This window comes from Telluria beijingensis (assembly GCF_030770395.1).
GTDB classification, from domain to species: Bacteria; Pseudomonadota; Gammaproteobacteria; order Burkholderiales; family Burkholderiaceae_D; genus Telluria; species Telluria beijingensis.
The window spans coordinates 5,757,414-5,774,592 of sequence record NZ_CP132480.1; the positions used below are offsets into that span (position 1 = coordinate 5,757,414).

10 protein-coding genes are annotated in these 17,179 nt (G+C 66.4%); 6 read left to right on the plus strand and 4 right to left on the minus strand.

What is annotated here, in order from left to right; all coding sequences use genetic code 11:
* Positions 1–54: 54 nt before the first annotated feature.
* Entirely contained in the window at positions 55–1,341 is a 1,287-nt protein-coding gene (locus tag Q9246_RS25385; protein WP_306394113.1) for an SGNH/GDSL hydrolase family protein, read from the plus strand.
* Positions 1,342–2,006: 665 nt separating this feature from the next.
* Here Q9246_RS25385 and Q9246_RS25390 read toward each other — a convergent pair.
* From Q9246_RS25390 to Q9246_RS25405, 4 genes are read right to left on the minus strand one after another with little or no spacing between them, the layout of a single operon-like run.
* A complete protein-coding gene (locus Q9246_RS25390) occupies positions 2,007–3,650 on the minus strand; it encodes a glycoside hydrolase family 43 protein (RefSeq protein ID WP_306394116.1) in 1,644 nt (547 codons plus the stop codon).
* The gene (locus Q9246_RS25395) at positions 3,647–4,936 is read right to left on the minus strand and encodes an MFS transporter (RefSeq protein WP_306394117.1); all 1,290 of its coding nucleotides are present in this window, start codon (positions 4,934–4,936) and stop codon (positions 3,647–3,649) included. Before Q9246_RS25395 ends, Q9246_RS25390 begins: the two co-directional genes overlap by 4 nt.
* Positions 4,933–6,303, minus strand: a complete 1,371-nt coding sequence (locus Q9246_RS25400; RefSeq protein WP_306394118.1) for an enolase C-terminal domain-like protein — start codon at positions 6,301–6,303, stop codon at positions 4,933–4,935. Before Q9246_RS25400 ends, Q9246_RS25395 begins: the two co-directional genes overlap by 4 nt.
* Before the next feature lie 43 nt (positions 6,304–6,346).
* Positions 6,347–8,524, minus strand: a complete 2,178-nt coding sequence (locus Q9246_RS25405) for an alpha-glucuronidase family glycosyl hydrolase (protein ID WP_306394120.1) — start codon at positions 8,522–8,524, stop codon at positions 6,347–6,349.
* Positions 8,525–9,043: 519 nt separating this feature from the next.
* On the opposite strand from Q9246_RS25405, the gene Q9246_RS25410 reads away from it, so the two are divergent.
* From Q9246_RS25410 to Q9246_RS25430, 5 genes are all read left to right on the plus strand, one after another.
* Positions 9,044–12,127: a TonB-dependent receptor gene (locus tag Q9246_RS25410; RefSeq protein WP_306394122.1), complete on the plus strand. Its 3,084-nt coding sequence runs from the start codon at positions 9,044–9,046 to the stop codon at positions 12,125–12,127.
* A gap of 182 nt (positions 12,128–12,309) precedes the next feature.
* Positions 12,310–13,503: a fumarylacetoacetate hydrolase family protein gene (locus Q9246_RS25415; protein WP_306394123.1), complete on the plus strand. Its 1,194-nt coding sequence runs from the start codon at positions 12,310–12,312 to the stop codon at positions 13,501–13,503.
* Between the two features lie 41 nt (positions 13,504–13,544).
* Positions 13,545–14,345, plus strand: a complete 801-nt coding sequence (gene xylB / locus Q9246_RS25420; protein WP_306394125.1) for a D-xylose 1-dehydrogenase — start codon at positions 13,545–13,547, stop codon at positions 14,343–14,345.
* 8 nt (positions 14,346–14,353) lie between these two features.
* Positions 14,354–15,229 (plus strand): SMP-30/gluconolactonase/LRE family protein, encoded by an 876-nt coding sequence (locus Q9246_RS25425; RefSeq protein ID WP_306394127.1) that lies wholly within the window; start codon positions 14,354–14,356, stop codon positions 15,227–15,229.
* Positions 15,230–15,248: 19 nt separating this feature from the next.
* Positions 15,249–17,051: an IlvD/Edd family dehydratase gene (locus tag Q9246_RS25430; RefSeq protein ID WP_306394130.1), complete on the plus strand. Its 1,803-nt coding sequence runs from the start codon at positions 15,249–15,251 to the stop codon at positions 17,049–17,051.
* Positions 17,052–17,179: the final 128 nt, after the last annotated feature.

Genomic DNA, 17,179 nt, shown 5'->3' on the forward strand with positions numbered 1-17,179 from the left:
TACAGATTTGGTAGCACCGCATTCCGCGGGGGCATGCCATCACCGGAGACCAACTTGAAATTACTTCGTCGAGGCCGCCTGGCCATCGCCGTCCTGGCCGTCTGCGGCCTGGGCGCCTGCGCACTGCCGTCAACCAGTCCTGATCACGGTGCCCGCCATTGGGTGGCCAGCTGGGGCACGTCCCAGATGCCTTACGGCCAGGCCGAAGCCCTGCCGGCCGAGCTGTGGAAGGACGGCACCGTGCGCCAGGTCGTGCGCCTGTCGCTGGGCGGCAGCCAAGTCAGGGTCCGGATCAGCAATGCCTATGGCAGCGAGATGCTGGTCGTGAACGGGGCCAGCATCGCGCGCGCGGTGCGGCCGGGTTCTTCCGAGGTGGTGTCGGGAACGCTCCAGCCCCTGCGCTTCAATGGCAGCGCCACGGTGCGGATTCCGGCCGGCGCCGAATACGTCAGCGACCCGGTCGAACTGGTCGCGACCAGCGGGCTCGATGTCGCCGTGACCATGCACCTGGCGAATGCGGCGGGCCAGCAGACCGGCCACGCCGGCGCGCGCACGACGACCTTCCTGGCGCGGGGCGGGCAGGTCATGGCCGCGAGCCTGGCCGATGCAAAGACCGTCACGCGCTGGCACCAGTTGGCCGACGTCGAAGTCAGCGCGGCGCCCGGCGCCCGCGCCGTGGTCGTGATCGGCGATTCGATCACCGACGGCTACGGCGCGACGACGGACGCGAATAACCGCTGGACCGATCATCTGGTGCAGCGCATCGCCCAGGACGGCAAGCGCCAGCTGGCCGTGATCAATGCCGGCATCGGCGGCGGCCGCCTGCTGCGCGAAGGCCTGGGCCCGAGCCTCATCACCCGCTTCGAACGCGACGTGCTGGCGAGGAATGGCGTGAGCCATGCGATCGTCTTCATCGGCGTCAACGATATCGGCGTGCTGCGCCGCTCGAAGGAGGACACGCCGCAGGCGATCGACACGATGCTGGCCGACTTCAAGCAGGCGCATTTGCAGATGATCGCGCGCGCCCACGCCAGGGGGATTTGCGTGATCGGCGCGACCATCACGCCGTTCATGGGCAGCGGCTACTATGCGCCAGCCGCGCACAACGAAGCCTTGCGCCAAGCGGTCAACGACTGGGTGAGAAACGAGAAAGCCTTCGACGGTGTGCTGGATTTCGACGTGGTGCTGCGCGATCCGGCGCGGCCATCCTACCTGGCCAAGGTGCATGACAGCGGCGACGGCCTGCATCCGTCGCACGCGGGATATGCCGCGCTGGCGGCGGCGGTGCCGATCGAGAAGCTGGAAAACTGCACCTATGACCGGATGCCCGGCCGACGTTGATCGGATCGCCGGGGTCGCCTATCCAGCGGCCCCGACATAGTGAACGCGACTGCGATATCGCAGTCGCGATGCTAGACCGACCAGCAAGATCATTCCCTTCGTGCCGGGCTCCGGCACTTCATTGATAGAGATGTCCTATATCCCCTAGCCGGTTGCGCTTGAGGACAGCATGCGAGAAATGTCGAACTGGCGTGCTGTCGGGTATGTACTCGCCTGAGGCTGCGACCCGCCAGGGAAGGGAGGTGACACCTCCAACTTTGGTTTACAGTTCGGCCGCGACACATGCTCATCTATACCGCTGCCGGAGCCCCGATGTCCGCAATGGGTCGAATCCCGCCGGTCACGACTGCTCGTGAATTCAAGGCTCTGTAGGTTGATACATTGGCCAAACGAACGAGTTCGGCCAGCAGCATACCTTGTTGTAGTCGTGCGTCGACAGCGAAATTGCTTTAACGACAGGTAGCAACCCTTCGTCTAATGTCACTTCAAAGTAGTGGTGGCGATCGATGCCTGCCTGAGGTTCTGGACCTCATGCCGGCACGGATTGCCTTCGATCCAAGTGATGAATCGCCCCGGGCTTCGAAGGAGCTCCAATGGCTGAGCGCATGGAGCCATCAAGACGTCACCGAAGCATGTCGACGGCCCGCAGTCGTCGAGCGTCCAACTTACGTCTCGAGCCAGGCGCGATCCTTGCAATACGGTCGCTCGCGGTACTCGAAGTAATCGAAGTCGGCATGCAGCGCGGTGCCGGCCATGTCCTGGCAGGCCATGCCGACGAAGGCGCCCGTGAAGTTCGGCTGGCCGGGCGCGCTGGCCTCGTCCGACAGGATGCTGGCGTCGAACTGCTGCCCGATCCACTCCCACGGGCCGTCGCCAAGGCGGTAGCCGAACAGCAGTCGTTCCTCGTCCACCTCCACCCGCAACTGCACCGGCACACCTGCCGGGATGGCGATCGGCGCGGTGAAGGAGTCCGCCTGCATGTGATTCGGCAGGCTGCTCATCACGCGCAGGTGCTTGCCCACCTCGTCGTCGTGGGTGATGTACAGGTAGTGGAACTTGGCCGCGCCGTAGTAGCAGACCAGGCCCGCCTGTTGCTGGAAGTGTTCCGGTTCGAACTCGACCACGGTCGCCGCGCTGAAACAGTGGGCCTGCTGGCGCCGCGCCACCAGCGCCTGGCGGAAAGTGCTGCCCAGGGTTTCGCGGCCGAACAGGCGCAGGTGGCCGGGCCGCGTGTCCAGGCTGAAGAGCTCCTCGGGATAGGGCGTACGCAGCCACTGGAAGTCGAGCGGCAAGTCAGGCGCGTCGAATTCGGCCCGTTCCGGCGCCGGGTCGAATCGGTGTTCGGGCAAGCCCGGCGCCGGCACGTCGAGCTGCGGCATGCCGTCGCCATCCAGCGTGCGCAGCCAGCCATCGTCGCCCCACACGACTTGCTGGATCGCGGTCTCGCGCCCCAGCGTGCAGGTGCCGCGGTTGCGCAGCGGCCGGCCGCACAGGTAGACCATATACGTGCGGCCATCCGGCAGGTCGACCAGGTCGGCGTGGCCGGCGCGCTGCAGCGCGGCGTCGGGCCGCGCGCGCGTCGTGAGGACGTCCGCGTCCGGATGCAGCTCATACGGCCCGAGAAGGTCGCGCGAGCGCGCCATCGTCACCCCATGGTTCCATCCGGTGCCGCCTTCGGCCGTGAGCAGGTAGTAGTAGCCGTTGCGCCGGTACAGGTGCGGCGCTTCGGTCAGGCCATGTTCGGTGCCGGCGAAGATATTGGTGCGCGGGCCGACCAGGCGGCGCGCCTCGACCGAATATTCCTGCAGCACGATGCCGGCGAAGCGCTTGCCGCCCGGGCGATGGTCCCACAACTGGTTCAGGAAGTATTTGCGGCCGTCGTCGTCATGGAACAGCGATGGATCGAAGCCGCTGCTGTTCATGTGGACCGGATCGGACCACGGCCCGTCGATGCTCGGGCTGGTGACCAGGTAGTTATGAAAATCGCGCAGCGAGGCGCTGCCGCCGGCGGCGCCGGTCGAGGTGCGGCCGTAGCGCTTGACGTCGGTGTAGATCAGCCAGAACAGGCCGTCCGCGTAGGTCAGGCAGGGCGCCCACACGCCGCAGGAATCGGGCGCGCCGCGCATGTCGAGCTGGCTGGCGCGCGTGAGCGGCCGGCCGGCCAGGCGCCAGTTGACCAGGTCGCGCGAATGGTGGATCTGCACCCCGGGAAACCATTCGAAGGTCGAGGTGGCGATGTAGTAGTCGTCGCCGACCCGCACGATGGACGGGTCGGGATTGAATCCGCGCAGGATCGGGTTGTGGATCATGTCTTTTCGTAGAGGGGTTGTGGCTCGCGCACCAGGGTCCACAGCAGCACGGCCGCGATCAGGTCCAGCACCGCGAGGCTGACGAAGAAGGGCGTGTAGCCGACGCTGGCCAGCAGGGTGCCGATGAGCAGCGAGAAGATGAGCAGGCCCAGGTTGCCGAAAGTGCCGCACATGCCGGCGACTGTCGCGACCTCATTGCGCCGGAACAGGTCGGACGACATCGTGATGACGGTGACCGACAGGGTCTGGTGCGCGAAGCCGGCCAGGCTGAGGAGGGCGATTGCGGCGTAGGCATTGTCGACATAGCCGACGAAGGCCACGCCCATCATCATGATGGCGCCGAGCGTGAACGCGCCGCGCCGGGCATTGATCAGGCGCACGCCGCGCTTTTGTAGGGCCAGCACCACCACCGGTCCGAACATGCAGCCCAGGTCGGCCGCCAGGAAGGGCAGCCAGGCGAACATGGCGATGTCCTTCAGCTCGAAGCCGCGCACCGTGGTCAGATACAGCGGCACCCAGAACGCCAGCGTGCCCCAGGCCGGATCGGCCAGGAAGCGCGGCAGGGCGATGCCCCAGAAATTGCGTTTCTTGAGGATGCTGAGCACGGACGGCTTGCTGCCGTCGCTGGCCAGGTGGTCTTCCTGGCCGGCGGCGATGTGCGCTGCCTCCTCTTTCGAGAGGCGGCGGTGGCGCTTCGGCGCGTCGTACAGCAGCAGCCAGGCGCACACCCACACCAGCCCGAGGGCGCCGGTGATGACGAAGGCCGATTGCCAGTTGTAGTGCAGGATGGCCCACACCACCAGCGGCGGCGCTAGCATCGAGCCGAACGAGGCCCCGATATTGAAGACGCCGCCGGCCAGGCCGCGCTCCTTGGCCGGGAACCATTCGGACACCGCCTTCATGCCGGCCGGGTTGGCCGAGCCTTCGGCGAAGCCGAGCAGGCCGCGCAGGATAGCCAGGGTCTGCCAGTTGGTGGCCATGCCATGCGCCATGCAGATCAGCGACCAGGCGGTGGCGAAGATCGCGAAGCCGTATTTAAGGCCGATCACGTCGAGCACATAGCCGCACAGCGGCTGCAGCATGATCGCCCCCTGGAAGGCGGCCGTGATGTACGAATACTCCTTGGCCGTGATGTCCAGTTCCGCCAGCAGGGTGGGGGCGGCCACCGCCAGCGAGCTGCGGGTCAGGTAGTTGACCACCGCGCCCAGCATGATCAGGCTGATCATCCACCAGCGCAGGCCGCGGATGGTGCCGCCGCGGGTCCGGCCAAGGATTGCCGCGATCATGGATTGACCATGCTGGGGCGCTTCGGATCGTAGGTCCAGTCGGGCACCAGGTAGCGCATCGCCAGCGCATCGTCGCGCGCGCCGCCGGCCACCTTCTTGTACAGTTCATGGGCCGCGTTGATCTGGTCCATGTCGGGCTCGATGCCCAGGCCCGGACGGTCCGGCACAGCCACCTGGCCGCCGACGATCTGCAAGGGTTCCGTCGTCAGGCGTTCGCGGCCTTCCTGCCAGATCCAGTGGGTGTCGATCGCCGTGATTGCGCCCGGCGCCGCCGCCGCGCAATGGGTGAACATCGCCAGCGAGACGTCGAAGTGGTTGTTCGAATGCGAGCCCCAGGTCAGGCCCCAGTCGTGGCACAACTGGGCCAGGCGCACCGAACCCTGCATGGTCCAGAAGTGTGGATCGGCCAGCGGGATGTCCACCGCGCCCAGCAGGTGCGAATGGGCCATCTGGCGCCAGTCGGTGGCGACCATATTGGTGGCAGTGCGAATGCCGGTGGCGCGCTTGAACTCGGCCATGATCTCGCGGCCCGAATAACCGCCCTCGGGGCCGCACGGATCTTCGGCATAGGCCAGCAGGTGGCCCTGGCCACGGCAGGCGTCGATCGCCTCGCGCAGCGACCAGGCGCCGTTCGGATCGAGCGTCACGCCGGCATCGGGGAAGCGGCGCTTGATGGCGGCCACCGCCGCCATCTCGTCCTCGGCCCGCATCACGCCGCCCTTGAGCTTGAAGTCCTTGAAGCCATACTTGTCGACCGCCGCCGCGGCCATGTCGCCGATCGATTCGGCGCTGAGCGCTTCTTCGTTGCGAACCCGGTACCAGCCGTCGCGGCCCGCATCGTCGTCGTAGCCCAGGTCGGTGCGGCCGCGGTCGCCGATATAGAACAGGTAGGCCAGCATTGGCACGTGGCTGCGTTGCTGGCCGTCGCCCAGCAGCTCGCACAGCGGCAGGCCCAGGAACTGGCCGAACAGGTCGAGCAGGGCCGCCTCGACCGCCGTCACCACGTTTTCCAGGCGCAGGTTGATTTCGTGCGGCTGCTTCATTACCGCCGCTTCGGCGCTGGACGTGACTTGGTGGCTCACGCCCGAAATGGCGGCGCGCAGCCGGTTCAGGGTGCGGCGGTGATGGGCGATCTGGCTGCCTTCCACCAGCGGCACCAGCTTTTGCAGGGCCAGCAGGATGCCGTTCGAGCCGGGCACCTCGCCCATGCCAGTGCGGCCGGCACTGTCGCGCAGCAGCACCAGGATGCGGGTGAAGTAGGGCGCATGCGCGCCGCACAGGTTGAGCAGCATGCTGTCGCGGCCGGCGACCGGAATCACCTGCATTTCGACGATGGTCGGGGTGGCGGCGCTTTGAATCGGGTTCATCTACACAATCTCCAGAATGAATCGGGCAAAGAGGGCGGTCCGGTCAGATGCCCGGGGCATACGGGAAGCGGATCGACTTGTAGTGCTCCAGCGAGTGCGCGGGCTTGCGCGCGCCGGCCGGCAGCGGCAGGCCGGAGACATCCTGGAAATAGGCCAGGCTGGCGTCGCGCCACCAGATCGCCTCGGCGTGCTGCTGGGCCAGGCGCTGCGCGGTGTCGGCAAAGCGTTGGGCGTCGACCAGCGGTTGCAGGCGCTGCCATTCGGCCTGCATCGCGGCGGCTTCGGCCACGCCGTGGTCGTAGCGCGCCACCAGTTCTTCCCACAGCGTGCGGCCGGACGCCATGCGGTAATCCCACGGCAGGCGGTGGAACCACAGCAGCAGTTGGGGCGGCGTCGTTTTCGGATCGGCGAAGCGGCGCGCCACCTCGGGCGCATACTGGGCCACGGCATTGCTGCCGCTGGCGGTGCGGTCGAAGCCGATGCCGTCGCGGGCGGCGCGGTGGTAGTAGATCGGATTCCAGTCGGCGCGTTCAAGGTTGTCGACCCAGGGCGCCGGACCATGGTGGTGGCTGCTGCCCATCACGTGGTTCAGGCCGAGCGGCGTCATGTAGTCGACCACGGCTTCGCGCGAACGCATCATGAGGTTGACGACCGGGTCCAGCAGGCGCGCGTCCGGGCTGAAGGTCTGGGCGGTCCACTCGCGCGCGATGGCGCGGCTGTCCAGGCCCTGGTCCCAGGCCATGCGGCCATACATATACCAGTTGGCCTGGTCGAAGATGGAACCGCTCCAGCTGCGGCTGCTGCCGATATTGGCCACGCCCGCGATGCCGCCCACGCGGCCCTGCTTGCCCTGGATGGTGTCGGCAACGGTCAGCTTGCGGTTGCCGATGCGGGTATCGAACTCCAACGTCTCCTGGAACATCGGGCCCAGGTAGGCCAGGTGGGTGGCGAAGCCCAGGTACTCCTTGGTGATCTGGAATTCCATGATCAGCGGTGTCTTCGGCATGGCGCCGAACATCGGGTGGGCGGGTTCGCGCGGCTGGAAGTCGATCGCGCCGTTCTTCACCTGCACCAGCACGTTGTCGTCGAACTTGCCGTCCAGCGGGATGAACTGGTCATAGCCCTCGACCGCGCGGTCGTGCGCCTTGCCGGCCTTCGATTCCTCGGGCGAGGCGTAGACGAAGGCGCGCCACATCACGATGCCCTTGTGCGGCGCCACCGCGCGCGCCAGCATATTGGCGCCGTCGGCGTGGTTGCGGCGATAGTCCTGCGGGCCGGGCTGGCCTTCCGAATTGGCTTTTACCAAAAAACCGCCGAAGTCGGGAATGGTGCGGTAGATCTCGTCGGCCTTGTTCTTCCACCAGGCGGCGACTTCGGGGTCGAGCGGATCGGCGGTCTTCGTCTGCTTCATCTCGAGCGGGGTCGACCAGCGCACCGACAGGTAGACGCGGATGCCGTAAGGGCGCAGCACGTCGGCGATGGCCGCAGCCTTGGCGATGAAGGGCGCGCCCAGCACCTCGGCCTTGGAGTTCACGTTATTGAGCACCGTCCCGTTGATCCCCAGCGATGCGTTCGCCCGGGCGTAGTCGGTATAGCGTGGATCGATGATGTGCGGCAGTTCCCACCAGTTCCAGATCGACTCGCCGGCATAGCCGCGTTCCACGGTGCGATCGAGGTTGTCCCAGTGGTTCAGTACGCGCAGGGGCAGGGTCGGCTGCGAGGCGAGCGTGATCTTGTCGGCGCTAGTGCCCAGCTGCAGCTGGCGCAGCCAGGCGAAGCTGCCGTACAGCAGGCCGGCGTCGCCATTGGCCGCGACCAGGGTGACCGGCACGCCGTCCAGCGTCGCGCGCCGCACCAGATAGCCTTCGGCCCCCAGTTTCTTCAGCTGCGTGCGCACCGCCGCTGCGGCATCGAGGCCGGCCGGCAGGTCGGCGCCGCGCGCCAGCACCAGGGTATTGGCGCGCGCCCGCTCGACGATGGCCGGGGCCTTGCCCATCAGGCCCTGCAGGCCGCGCTGCAGTTCGGCGCGCGCGGCGTTTGTCGTGGGGGTGGCGGCGCCGAGGGTCAGGATGGCGTCGGCGACGCCTGCGCGCTGGGCGTCGGGAAGGGGTTGATAGCGCAACCACAGCTGGTAGCCATCTTCCGCGGCGGCATGGGTCGGCAAGCACAGCAGCATGCCGAGAAGAAACGCGGTCCAAAGCCGCCCGAAAAGTCGCTGCATAGATTGTCTCCGTTGTTTTTTGGTCTCGAATGTTTGTTTTGTATCATTCGAGTGCAAGAATGTTAGCGCGAACCTTTTCGATTTGAAAGCGTTTTATTGGACTGCCCACTGTGGAAGTAGGGGCTGCGACAGGCCGTGCAGGGGCTGGAGGGGCGGAATTCAATAGCGCTACCATTCGCGCTTTACCAACGTTCGGAATATTTTGTTGACAATCATTATTTTTGACCAGTAGACTGGGATGGTTGCGATAACATTCGTGTTAGTAGAAATGTTCGCAATCAGTGCTCGAAGTAAAAAAATAACGAGGAGATAAGCATGCAACACACCGACGTCACCGCACGTCCGGCCCTGCCATGTGGCGGCCGCATCCCCCGAATATCCGCTCCGGCCGTCAGGCCGGCGTCACCGACCCCGCGCCGAGCGCGTCCCACGGGGTCGGTCCAGGACTGACCTGCCTACCCATCAGACAACCGTAGAAGGTTGCTTACCTAGAAATAGAAAACCATCAGGAGACATTGAATGACTCGACATGCTCAACAACAAGGTGTAGCACGCCGGCGCCAGTGGGCGCTCGGCCTGACCGTACTGGCCGGCCTGGTCCACCAGGCCTATGCGCAGGACACGACTGCGACGACGACGACCGGCACCACCCCGGATGCCGCCGTCAGCGTGGTGAAGGTGACCGGCTACCGCGGCAGCCTGCTGGCGTCCGCCCGCGACAAGAAAGAAGCGGTCGGATTCCAGGACACCATCAGTTCGGAAGACATGGGTAAATTCCCGGACAAGAACATCGCCGAATCGCTGGCCCGCATCCCGGGCGTCCAGATTTCGCGCGACGTGACGGGCGAGGGCATGAACGTCCAGATCCGCGGCCTGGGATCGAGCTTCACCAAGGTCTTGCTGAACAATGCGCAGATCGCGGTCGCTTCGTCGGGCCCGATCGACGGCGCCAGCACCAACCGCGAGATCGACCTCGACCTGCTGCCGACCGAACTGTTCACCAAGCTGACCGTCAGCAAGAGCCCGAATGCTTCGCAGCTCGAGGGCGGCGCGGCCGGTGTCGTCAACCTGCGCAGCGCCCGTCCGTTCGACAAGGAAGGCGCCTACGTCGTCTACAATGCGACCGCGCAGAAGCAGGAAATCGCCAACGACGTCGGCGGCCGCGGTTCGATCCTGGCCAGCAAGACCTGGGGCGACAAGTTCGGTATCCTGGGCGGCGTATATTACAACCGCCAGAAAGCCCGCACCACCGGCTACGAGACGGTCGGCCTGACCAATGCCAACCTGTCGGCGGCGCAGAACGGCCTGCCGTCGCGTAACAATACCGGCGGCGGCAACTGGACGATTCCGGCCACCGTGCCGAATGGCGCCGGCGCGGGCCTGATCCCGGGCACCGTCATTAACCAGGCCTTCCTGGAAAGCCGCAACCCGGGCACCAGCATCACCGCGATCGACAACGCGCTGGTGCCGCGCCTCGGCCGCTACATGGACTACTATGGCAACCGCGACAAGGCCGCGGCTATCCTCAGCGCCGAATACCGTCCGACCGAGAACCTGCACTTCTACGTCGACACGCTGTACAGCGAAAAAGACGACGACATGGCGCGCATCGCCTACACCTGGGCCATGCGCAACGAGTTCGCCATCCCGCTCGACATGAAAGTCGACCGCGCCGACTGCAGCGCCGGTTGTACGGCCACCAGCGGCACCTTCGCCAATGCGCGCTACTTCATCGAATACGGCCCGCGTCGCGACAAGACCAAGCTCAAGGGCATCAATCCAGGGATGACCTGGCAGATCGCCCCGACCCTGAAGCTCGAAGCGCAGGCCAATGCGACCAAGTCGGACTTCTCGCACGAAGCGCCGACCGTCATGCCGATCACCGCGGCCGGCAGCGGCCTGGTGGCGAGCTATGACGCCACCAATGGCGGCGTGCCCAGCATCACCTTCAACAATGACGTGAACAACCCGGCCAACCTCGGGTGGGCCGGCGGCCGCGTCAACATCCAGAACGAGTTGCGCGAAACCAGCACCAAGGGCTTCCATACCGACCTGACCTGGGGCGACAACAAGCTGAACCTGAAGCTGGGTTATGCCTACGACGACATCGACCGCCGTATCCGCGGCCAGGACAACTCGGCCGCCTGGCAGGCTGCGGTGTGCGGCAACAATCCGAGCGTGTTCCTGCAAGGCCCGAACGGCGCGCCGCCGTGCGACGGCGCCAACACGCCAGGCGCCAGCGCCGCCGCGCTCTATCCTGGCTATGGCACCGGCTTCACCGCCGGCCAGAACACGCCGCTGACCTATGGCGGCTCGCTGATCCCGGCCAACGCGCTGGCCGGCTACCTGGTGCCCGGCGAGTACGGCCGCCTGGTGGTCGACTGGGACCGCTTTAAAAAGGATTCGAACTACGACTACTACAACACGACGGCGCCGGATTCGACCAGTTCGTCGACCGGGGCGAGCGCCGGCTATATGCGCGAGAAGACCTCGGGCTTCTACACCGAGATCAACGGCTCGACCCTGCTCGCGAACATGCCGTTCCGCTATAACGCCGGCGTGCGTTATGTGCGCACCAAGCAGGAAGTCGGCTCGCTGAACTCGTTCAGCGACCCACGCAACGCCAGCCTGACGCTGAACGGTTCCAAGTACCCGAACGCGACCCAGTGGCAGTATGTGGACAACACCTACAACAACACGCTGCCATCGGGTACCGCCGCCCTGACGGTCGCCAACAACGTCATCGTGCGCGCCGCGGCGTCGAAGAGCATGACCCGCGCCAATCCGAACTCGCTGCGTCCCGGCATCAACTTCAGCTCGGTGTCGGCCGACGTCGGCACCATCGGCAGCCCGGAACTGACGCCATACATCTCGAAGAACCTGGACTTCGGCGTCGACTGGTACACCGGCGGCGAAGGCTATGTGAGCCTGACCGTATTCCAGAAGAAGCTCAAGGGCTTCACCGTGATCGAGAACCGCACGCTGCCGTTCAGCGCGCTGGAGCAGTATGGCGTCACCTATGCCAACCTGATTCCGAACCAGCAGGCGGCGATCGACGCGCGCGGCGGTCCGGGCGCGGCGACGGTGGTGATGAGCCAGGAACGCAATGCCGGCGGCATCCTGCGCATCCGCGGCCTGGAGATCGGCTGGGTCCAGCCGCTCGACCGCTTCCTGCCGATCAAGGGCTTCGGCTTCAGCGAGACCGCGACCCTGATCAACCAGAACGCCAGCGGCGAAGGCACCAACGGCTTCGTGGCGCTGAACGTGCCACGCAAGAGCAACAACTTCGGCGTCTACTACGAGAACCACGGCTTCATGGCGCGTTTCTCGCACACCTACCGCGAAGGCAGCCAGGCAGCCAACGGTGGCCAGAACGGCATCGCGGCCGCTGCCCTGTATGGCCGCGCCTACAAGCAGGCCGACTTCTCGTCGAGCGTGGACCTCGAGCAGGTGCTGGACCGCGACGGCTGGCCGACCATCACCTTCGACGTCGTCAACATCAACAAGGCCAAGCGCGATTCGTACTTCCAGTTCGAGAGCGCGCAGTTCGGCTTCTACGATCCGGGCCGCACCTTCCAGCTCGGCATCCGCGGTCAGTTCTAACCTGACTGCGTCGTGATAATCCCTAAGCCTGCCGCGATGCGGCAGGCTTAGGGAAGCGAATTCCAGGCAAGATGGCCGGATACCGATGATTGCGTTAACATTAATGTTAAAATCATGTCCGACGCCGTCTCGGCCCACCCAATACTGCCGCCCTCCGGGGCGGCTTCAGCAATAGAGGAACCATGAACACACTCCAAGCTACCGCGCTGCCCGCGGATATCGACCGTGCACTGCTGGTCGGCCGGGTCTGGCGTGACGACGGCGCTATTCAAGGGCCGGCCGTGGTCGCCGTGCGCGGCGGCCGCCTGGTCGACATCACCCGCCATGCGGCCACCGTGTCCGACCTGTTCGAGCGGCGCGACCTCTTGACCATCGTCGGCAGCGCCGAAGGCGAAGACCTGGGCGCGGCGCGCGAACTGGTCGACGCCGCCGTGCGCGGCGAAGCGGGGCCCGGCGGCATCCGCCTGCTGGCGCCGTGCGACGTGCAGGCGATCAAGGCCTGCGGCGTGACCTTCGCCGTCAGCCTGCTGGAGCGGGTGATCGAAGAACAGGCCAAGGGCGACCCGTCGCGCGCCGTGGCCCTGCGCGAGCAGCTGCAGGCGACCATCGGCAGCAACCTGTCCGAGATCGTGCCCGGCTCCGAGGCGTCGCAGCGCCTGAAGGCCGAGCTGTCGGCCCAGGGCCTGTGGTCGCAGTACATGGAAGTGGGCATCGGCCCGGATGCCGAAGTCTTCACCAAGTCGCAGCCGATGTCGGCGGTCGGCCATGGCGCCGAAGTGGGCCTGCATCCATCGTCGCACTGGAACAATCCGGAACCCGAAATCGTGCTGGCGGTGAACAGCCGCGCCGAAGTGGTCGGCGCCACGCTCGGCAACGACGTCAACCTGCGCGACATCGAAGGCCGCAGCGCGCTGTTGCTGGGCAAGGCCAAGGACAATAACGGTTCCTGCGCCATCGGCCCCTTCATCCGCCTGTTCGACGGCGACTTCTCGCTCGACACCCTGCGCCAGTGCGAAGTGCGCATGCTGATCGAAGGCCGCGACGACGGCTTCGTGCTCGAAGGCAGCAGCCGCATGCGCGAGATCAGCCGCGATCCGCTCGACCTGGTGGCCCAGACCTGCGGCGCCCACCACCAGTACCCGGACGGCTTCATGCTGTTCCTGGGCACGATGTTCTCGCCGATCAAGGACCGCGACGCCAAGGGCGGCGGCTTCACCCACCACCCGGGCGACACGGTCAGCATCTCGACCCCGTCGCTCGGCACCCTGGTCAACAGCGTGCAACGCAGCGACGCGATCGCGCCCTGGACCTTCGGCCTGCGCGCGCTCTACGCCAACCTGGCGCAGCGCGGCCTGCTGGGCTCTGGCGGCAAGTAAGAAAACAGCCCACAGCGGCACATCTGGAGCAAGAAAAACCCATGTCTGACAATAATCAAGCACCCTTTGCGTACGCAAGCTATCCGGACCTGAACGGCAAGCGCGTCGTCATCACCGGCGGCGGCAGCGGCATCGGCGCCGAGCTGGTCACCGCGTTCGCCGGGCAGGGCGCGCGGGTCTGGTTCCTCGACATCGCCGAGGCCGCAGGACGCGCCCTTGCCGGGTCGCTGGCCGGCGCCCCTGGCGTGACGCACCCGCCGTGCTTCCTCGCCTGCGACCTGACCGACCTGGACGCGCTGAAGTCCACCTTCGACGGCATCCTGCAAGAAGCGGGCGCCATCGACATCCTGATCAACAACGCGGCCAACGACGACCGCCACGTCATCGGCGAAGTCACCCCGGCGTACTGGGAAAGCCGGATGAACGTCAACCTGCGCCACCAGTTCTTCTGTTCCCAGGCCGTCATCCCCGGCATGCGGCAGCAGGGCCACGGCGTGATCCAGAACTTCGGTTCGATTTCCTGGCACCTGCCGCACACCGAGCTGGCCCTGTACATGACGGCCAAGGCCGGCGTCGAGGGCATGACGCGCGCGATGGCGCGCGAACTGGGCCCGTACGGCATCCGTACCGTGGCCGTGGTGCCGGGCGCGGTGCGCACCCCGCGCCAGGAGGCGCTGTGGCATAACCCGCAAGAGGAAGCGCGCATCCTGAACGGCCAGTGCCTGCAGGAGCGGGTCGAGATGCAGGACGTGGCGGCGCTGTCGCTGTTCCTGGCCTCGAACAACGCGCGCCGCTGCAGCGGGCGCGAATACTTCGTCGACGCCGGCTGGTACGGCGCATGAGCACGGGTATGGCTGACCTCGAGCCGCGCTGCCTGTGGGAAGTCGGCGCCACGCTGGGCGAAGGCGCGTTGTGGCATGCGGCGGCGGGCCAGGTCTGGTTCGTCGACATCAAGGGCCGGCGCCTGCACTGCTTCGAGCCCGAGAGCGGCGTCCGCCGCAGCTGGGATGCGCCGGGCCAGGTGAGCTTCATCGTGCCGGTCGCCGGCGGCGGCTTCGCCTGCGCGCTGGAAGATGGCCTGTACCGCTTCGTCGAAGAGAGCGGCGCCTTCGTTCCCCTGCTGCAGGTCGAGGCCGACCAGCCGGGCAACCGCTTCAACGACGGCCACGTCGACGCCGCCGGGCGCCTGTGGTTCGGCTCGATGGACGATGCCGAGGACGGCGCCAGCGGCGCCCTGTACCGCTACGACGGCCGCACGGCCGAGCGCATGGACGACGGCTACGTGATCACCAACGGGCCGGCCATCGCCCCGGACGGGCGCACGCTGTACCATACCGACACGCTGGCCAAATGCATCTACGCGTTCGACCTGCTGGACGATGGCAGCCTGGCCGACAAGCGCCTGTTCACCGAGCTGGCCGATGGCGGCTACCCGGACGGCATGGCGGTCGACGCCGAGGGCCACCTGTGGGTGGCGACCTTCGGCGGCTGGCGCATCGACCGTTTCGATCCGCAGGGCCGAAAGGTGGGCGAAGTGCGCTTCCCGTGCGCTAATATCACCAAGCTGGCCTTCGGCGGCGCCGACCTGCGCACCGTGTACGCCACGACCGCGCGCAAGGGCCTGTCCGCCGCCCAGCTCGAAGCGCAGCCGCTCGCGGGCGGCCTGTTTACCTTCCGCGCCGACGTGCCGGGACTGCCGCAGCATGCGCTGCGGCTGCAGGAGTAATTTGAGAAAGACCGACAGCATGAGCAAGAACATCAGCAACGACGTCTGCAACGACGTCCCGCGTCGCTACCGGTCACAGGACTGGTTCGACAACCCGGAGCGCATCGACATGACCGCGCTCTACCTCGAACGCTTCATGAACTACGGGATCACGCCCGAGGAGCTGCGCTGCGGGAAGCCGATCATCGGCATCGCCCAGAGCGGCAGCGACATCACGCCGTGCAACCGCATCCACCTGGAGACCGTCAAGCGGGTGCGCGACGGCATCCGCGACGCCGGCGGCATCCCGATGGAATTCCCGTTGCACCCGATTTTCGAGAACTGCCGCCGCCCCACCGCCGCGCTGGACCGCAACCTGGCCTATCTCGGCCTGGTCGAGATCCTGCACGGTTATCCGATCGACGCCGTGGTGCTCACCACCGGCTGCGACAAGACCGTGCCGGCCCAGCTGATGGCCGCGGCCACGGTCGACATCCCCGCCATCGTGCTGTCCGGCGGGCCGATGCTCGACGGCTGGTTCGAAGGTGAACTGGTCGGCTCGGGCGCCGCGATCTGGAAGGCGCGCCGCCAGCTGGCGGCCGGCGCCATCGACGAAAAGAAATTCGTCGATATCGCCACCGCCTCGGCGCCATCGGCCGGCCACTGCAACACCATGGGTACCGCGTCGACGATGAATGCCGTGGCCGAGGCCCTGGGCATGTCGCTCACCGGTTGCTCGGCGATTCCCGCCCCCTACCGCGAACGGGGCCAGATGGCCTATGAGACCGGCCGCCGCATCGTCGAACTGGCGAAGAACGACGTGCGTCCTTCGCAGATCATGACCCGCGAGGCCTTCCTGGACGCGATCGTGGTCAACGCCGCCATCGGCGGCTCGAGCAATGCGCAGCCACACATCGTGGCCATGGCGCGCCATGCGGGCGTGGAAATCACGCCCGAGGACTGGATGGAGTACGGCTACGAAGTGCCGCTGCTGCTGAACATGCAGCCGGCCGGCAAATACCTGGGTGAGCGCTTCCACCGCGCCGGCGGTGTGCCGGCCGTGATGTGGGAGCTGGAGCAGGCCGGGATGCTGCGTTCGCAGCGCCCGACCGTCACCGGCATGACCATGGCCCAGAACATCTACGACCGCGAGACCGACGACCGCGAGATGATCAAGCCGTTCGCCGAGCCGCTGAAGGAAACCGCCGGCTTCCTGGTCCTGAAGGGCAATCTGTTCGACTTCGCGATCATGAAGACCAGCGTCATCTCGCCGGCCTTCCGCGCGCGCTATCTCGCCAATCCGGGGCACGAGAACTGCTTCGAGTGCAAGGTGGTCGTGTTCGACGGCTCGGACGACTACCACCACCGCATCAACGACCCGAGCCTGGGCATCGACGAGTACACGATGCTGGTGATCCGCGGCGCCGGCCCGGTCGGCTGGCCGGGGTCGGCCGAGGTGGTCAATATGCAGCCGCCCGATCACCTGATCAAGCAGGGCATCAACAACCTGCCGACCCTGGGCGACGGCCGCCAGTCGGGCACCTCGGACAGCCCGTCGATCCTGAACGCCTCGCCCGAAAGCGCGGCCGGCGGCAACCTGGCGCTGCTGCGCACGGGCGACGTGATCCGGGTCGACCTGAACCAGGGCCGCTGCGACGTGATGATTTCGGACGACGAACTGGCGCTGCGCCGCATCGACGCGCCGCCGCCGATCCCGGCGAGCCAGACGCCGTGGCAGGAGATCTACCGGGCGACGGTGGGCCAGCTGCACAAGGGCGCCTGCATGGAGCTGGCGTTGCCGTATCGTGGCGTGGGGCAGGATATGCCGCGGCATAATCACTGAGTCACTGAGGCCGACGGATTTTCTTCCTTCGTTAGCCGAGAGACCGTCGTCCCCGCGCAGGCGGGGACCCAAGTTTGCTTGCGTCTCCTACGATATACGTCGGTGGGGCGCGTAGAAACTTGGGTCCC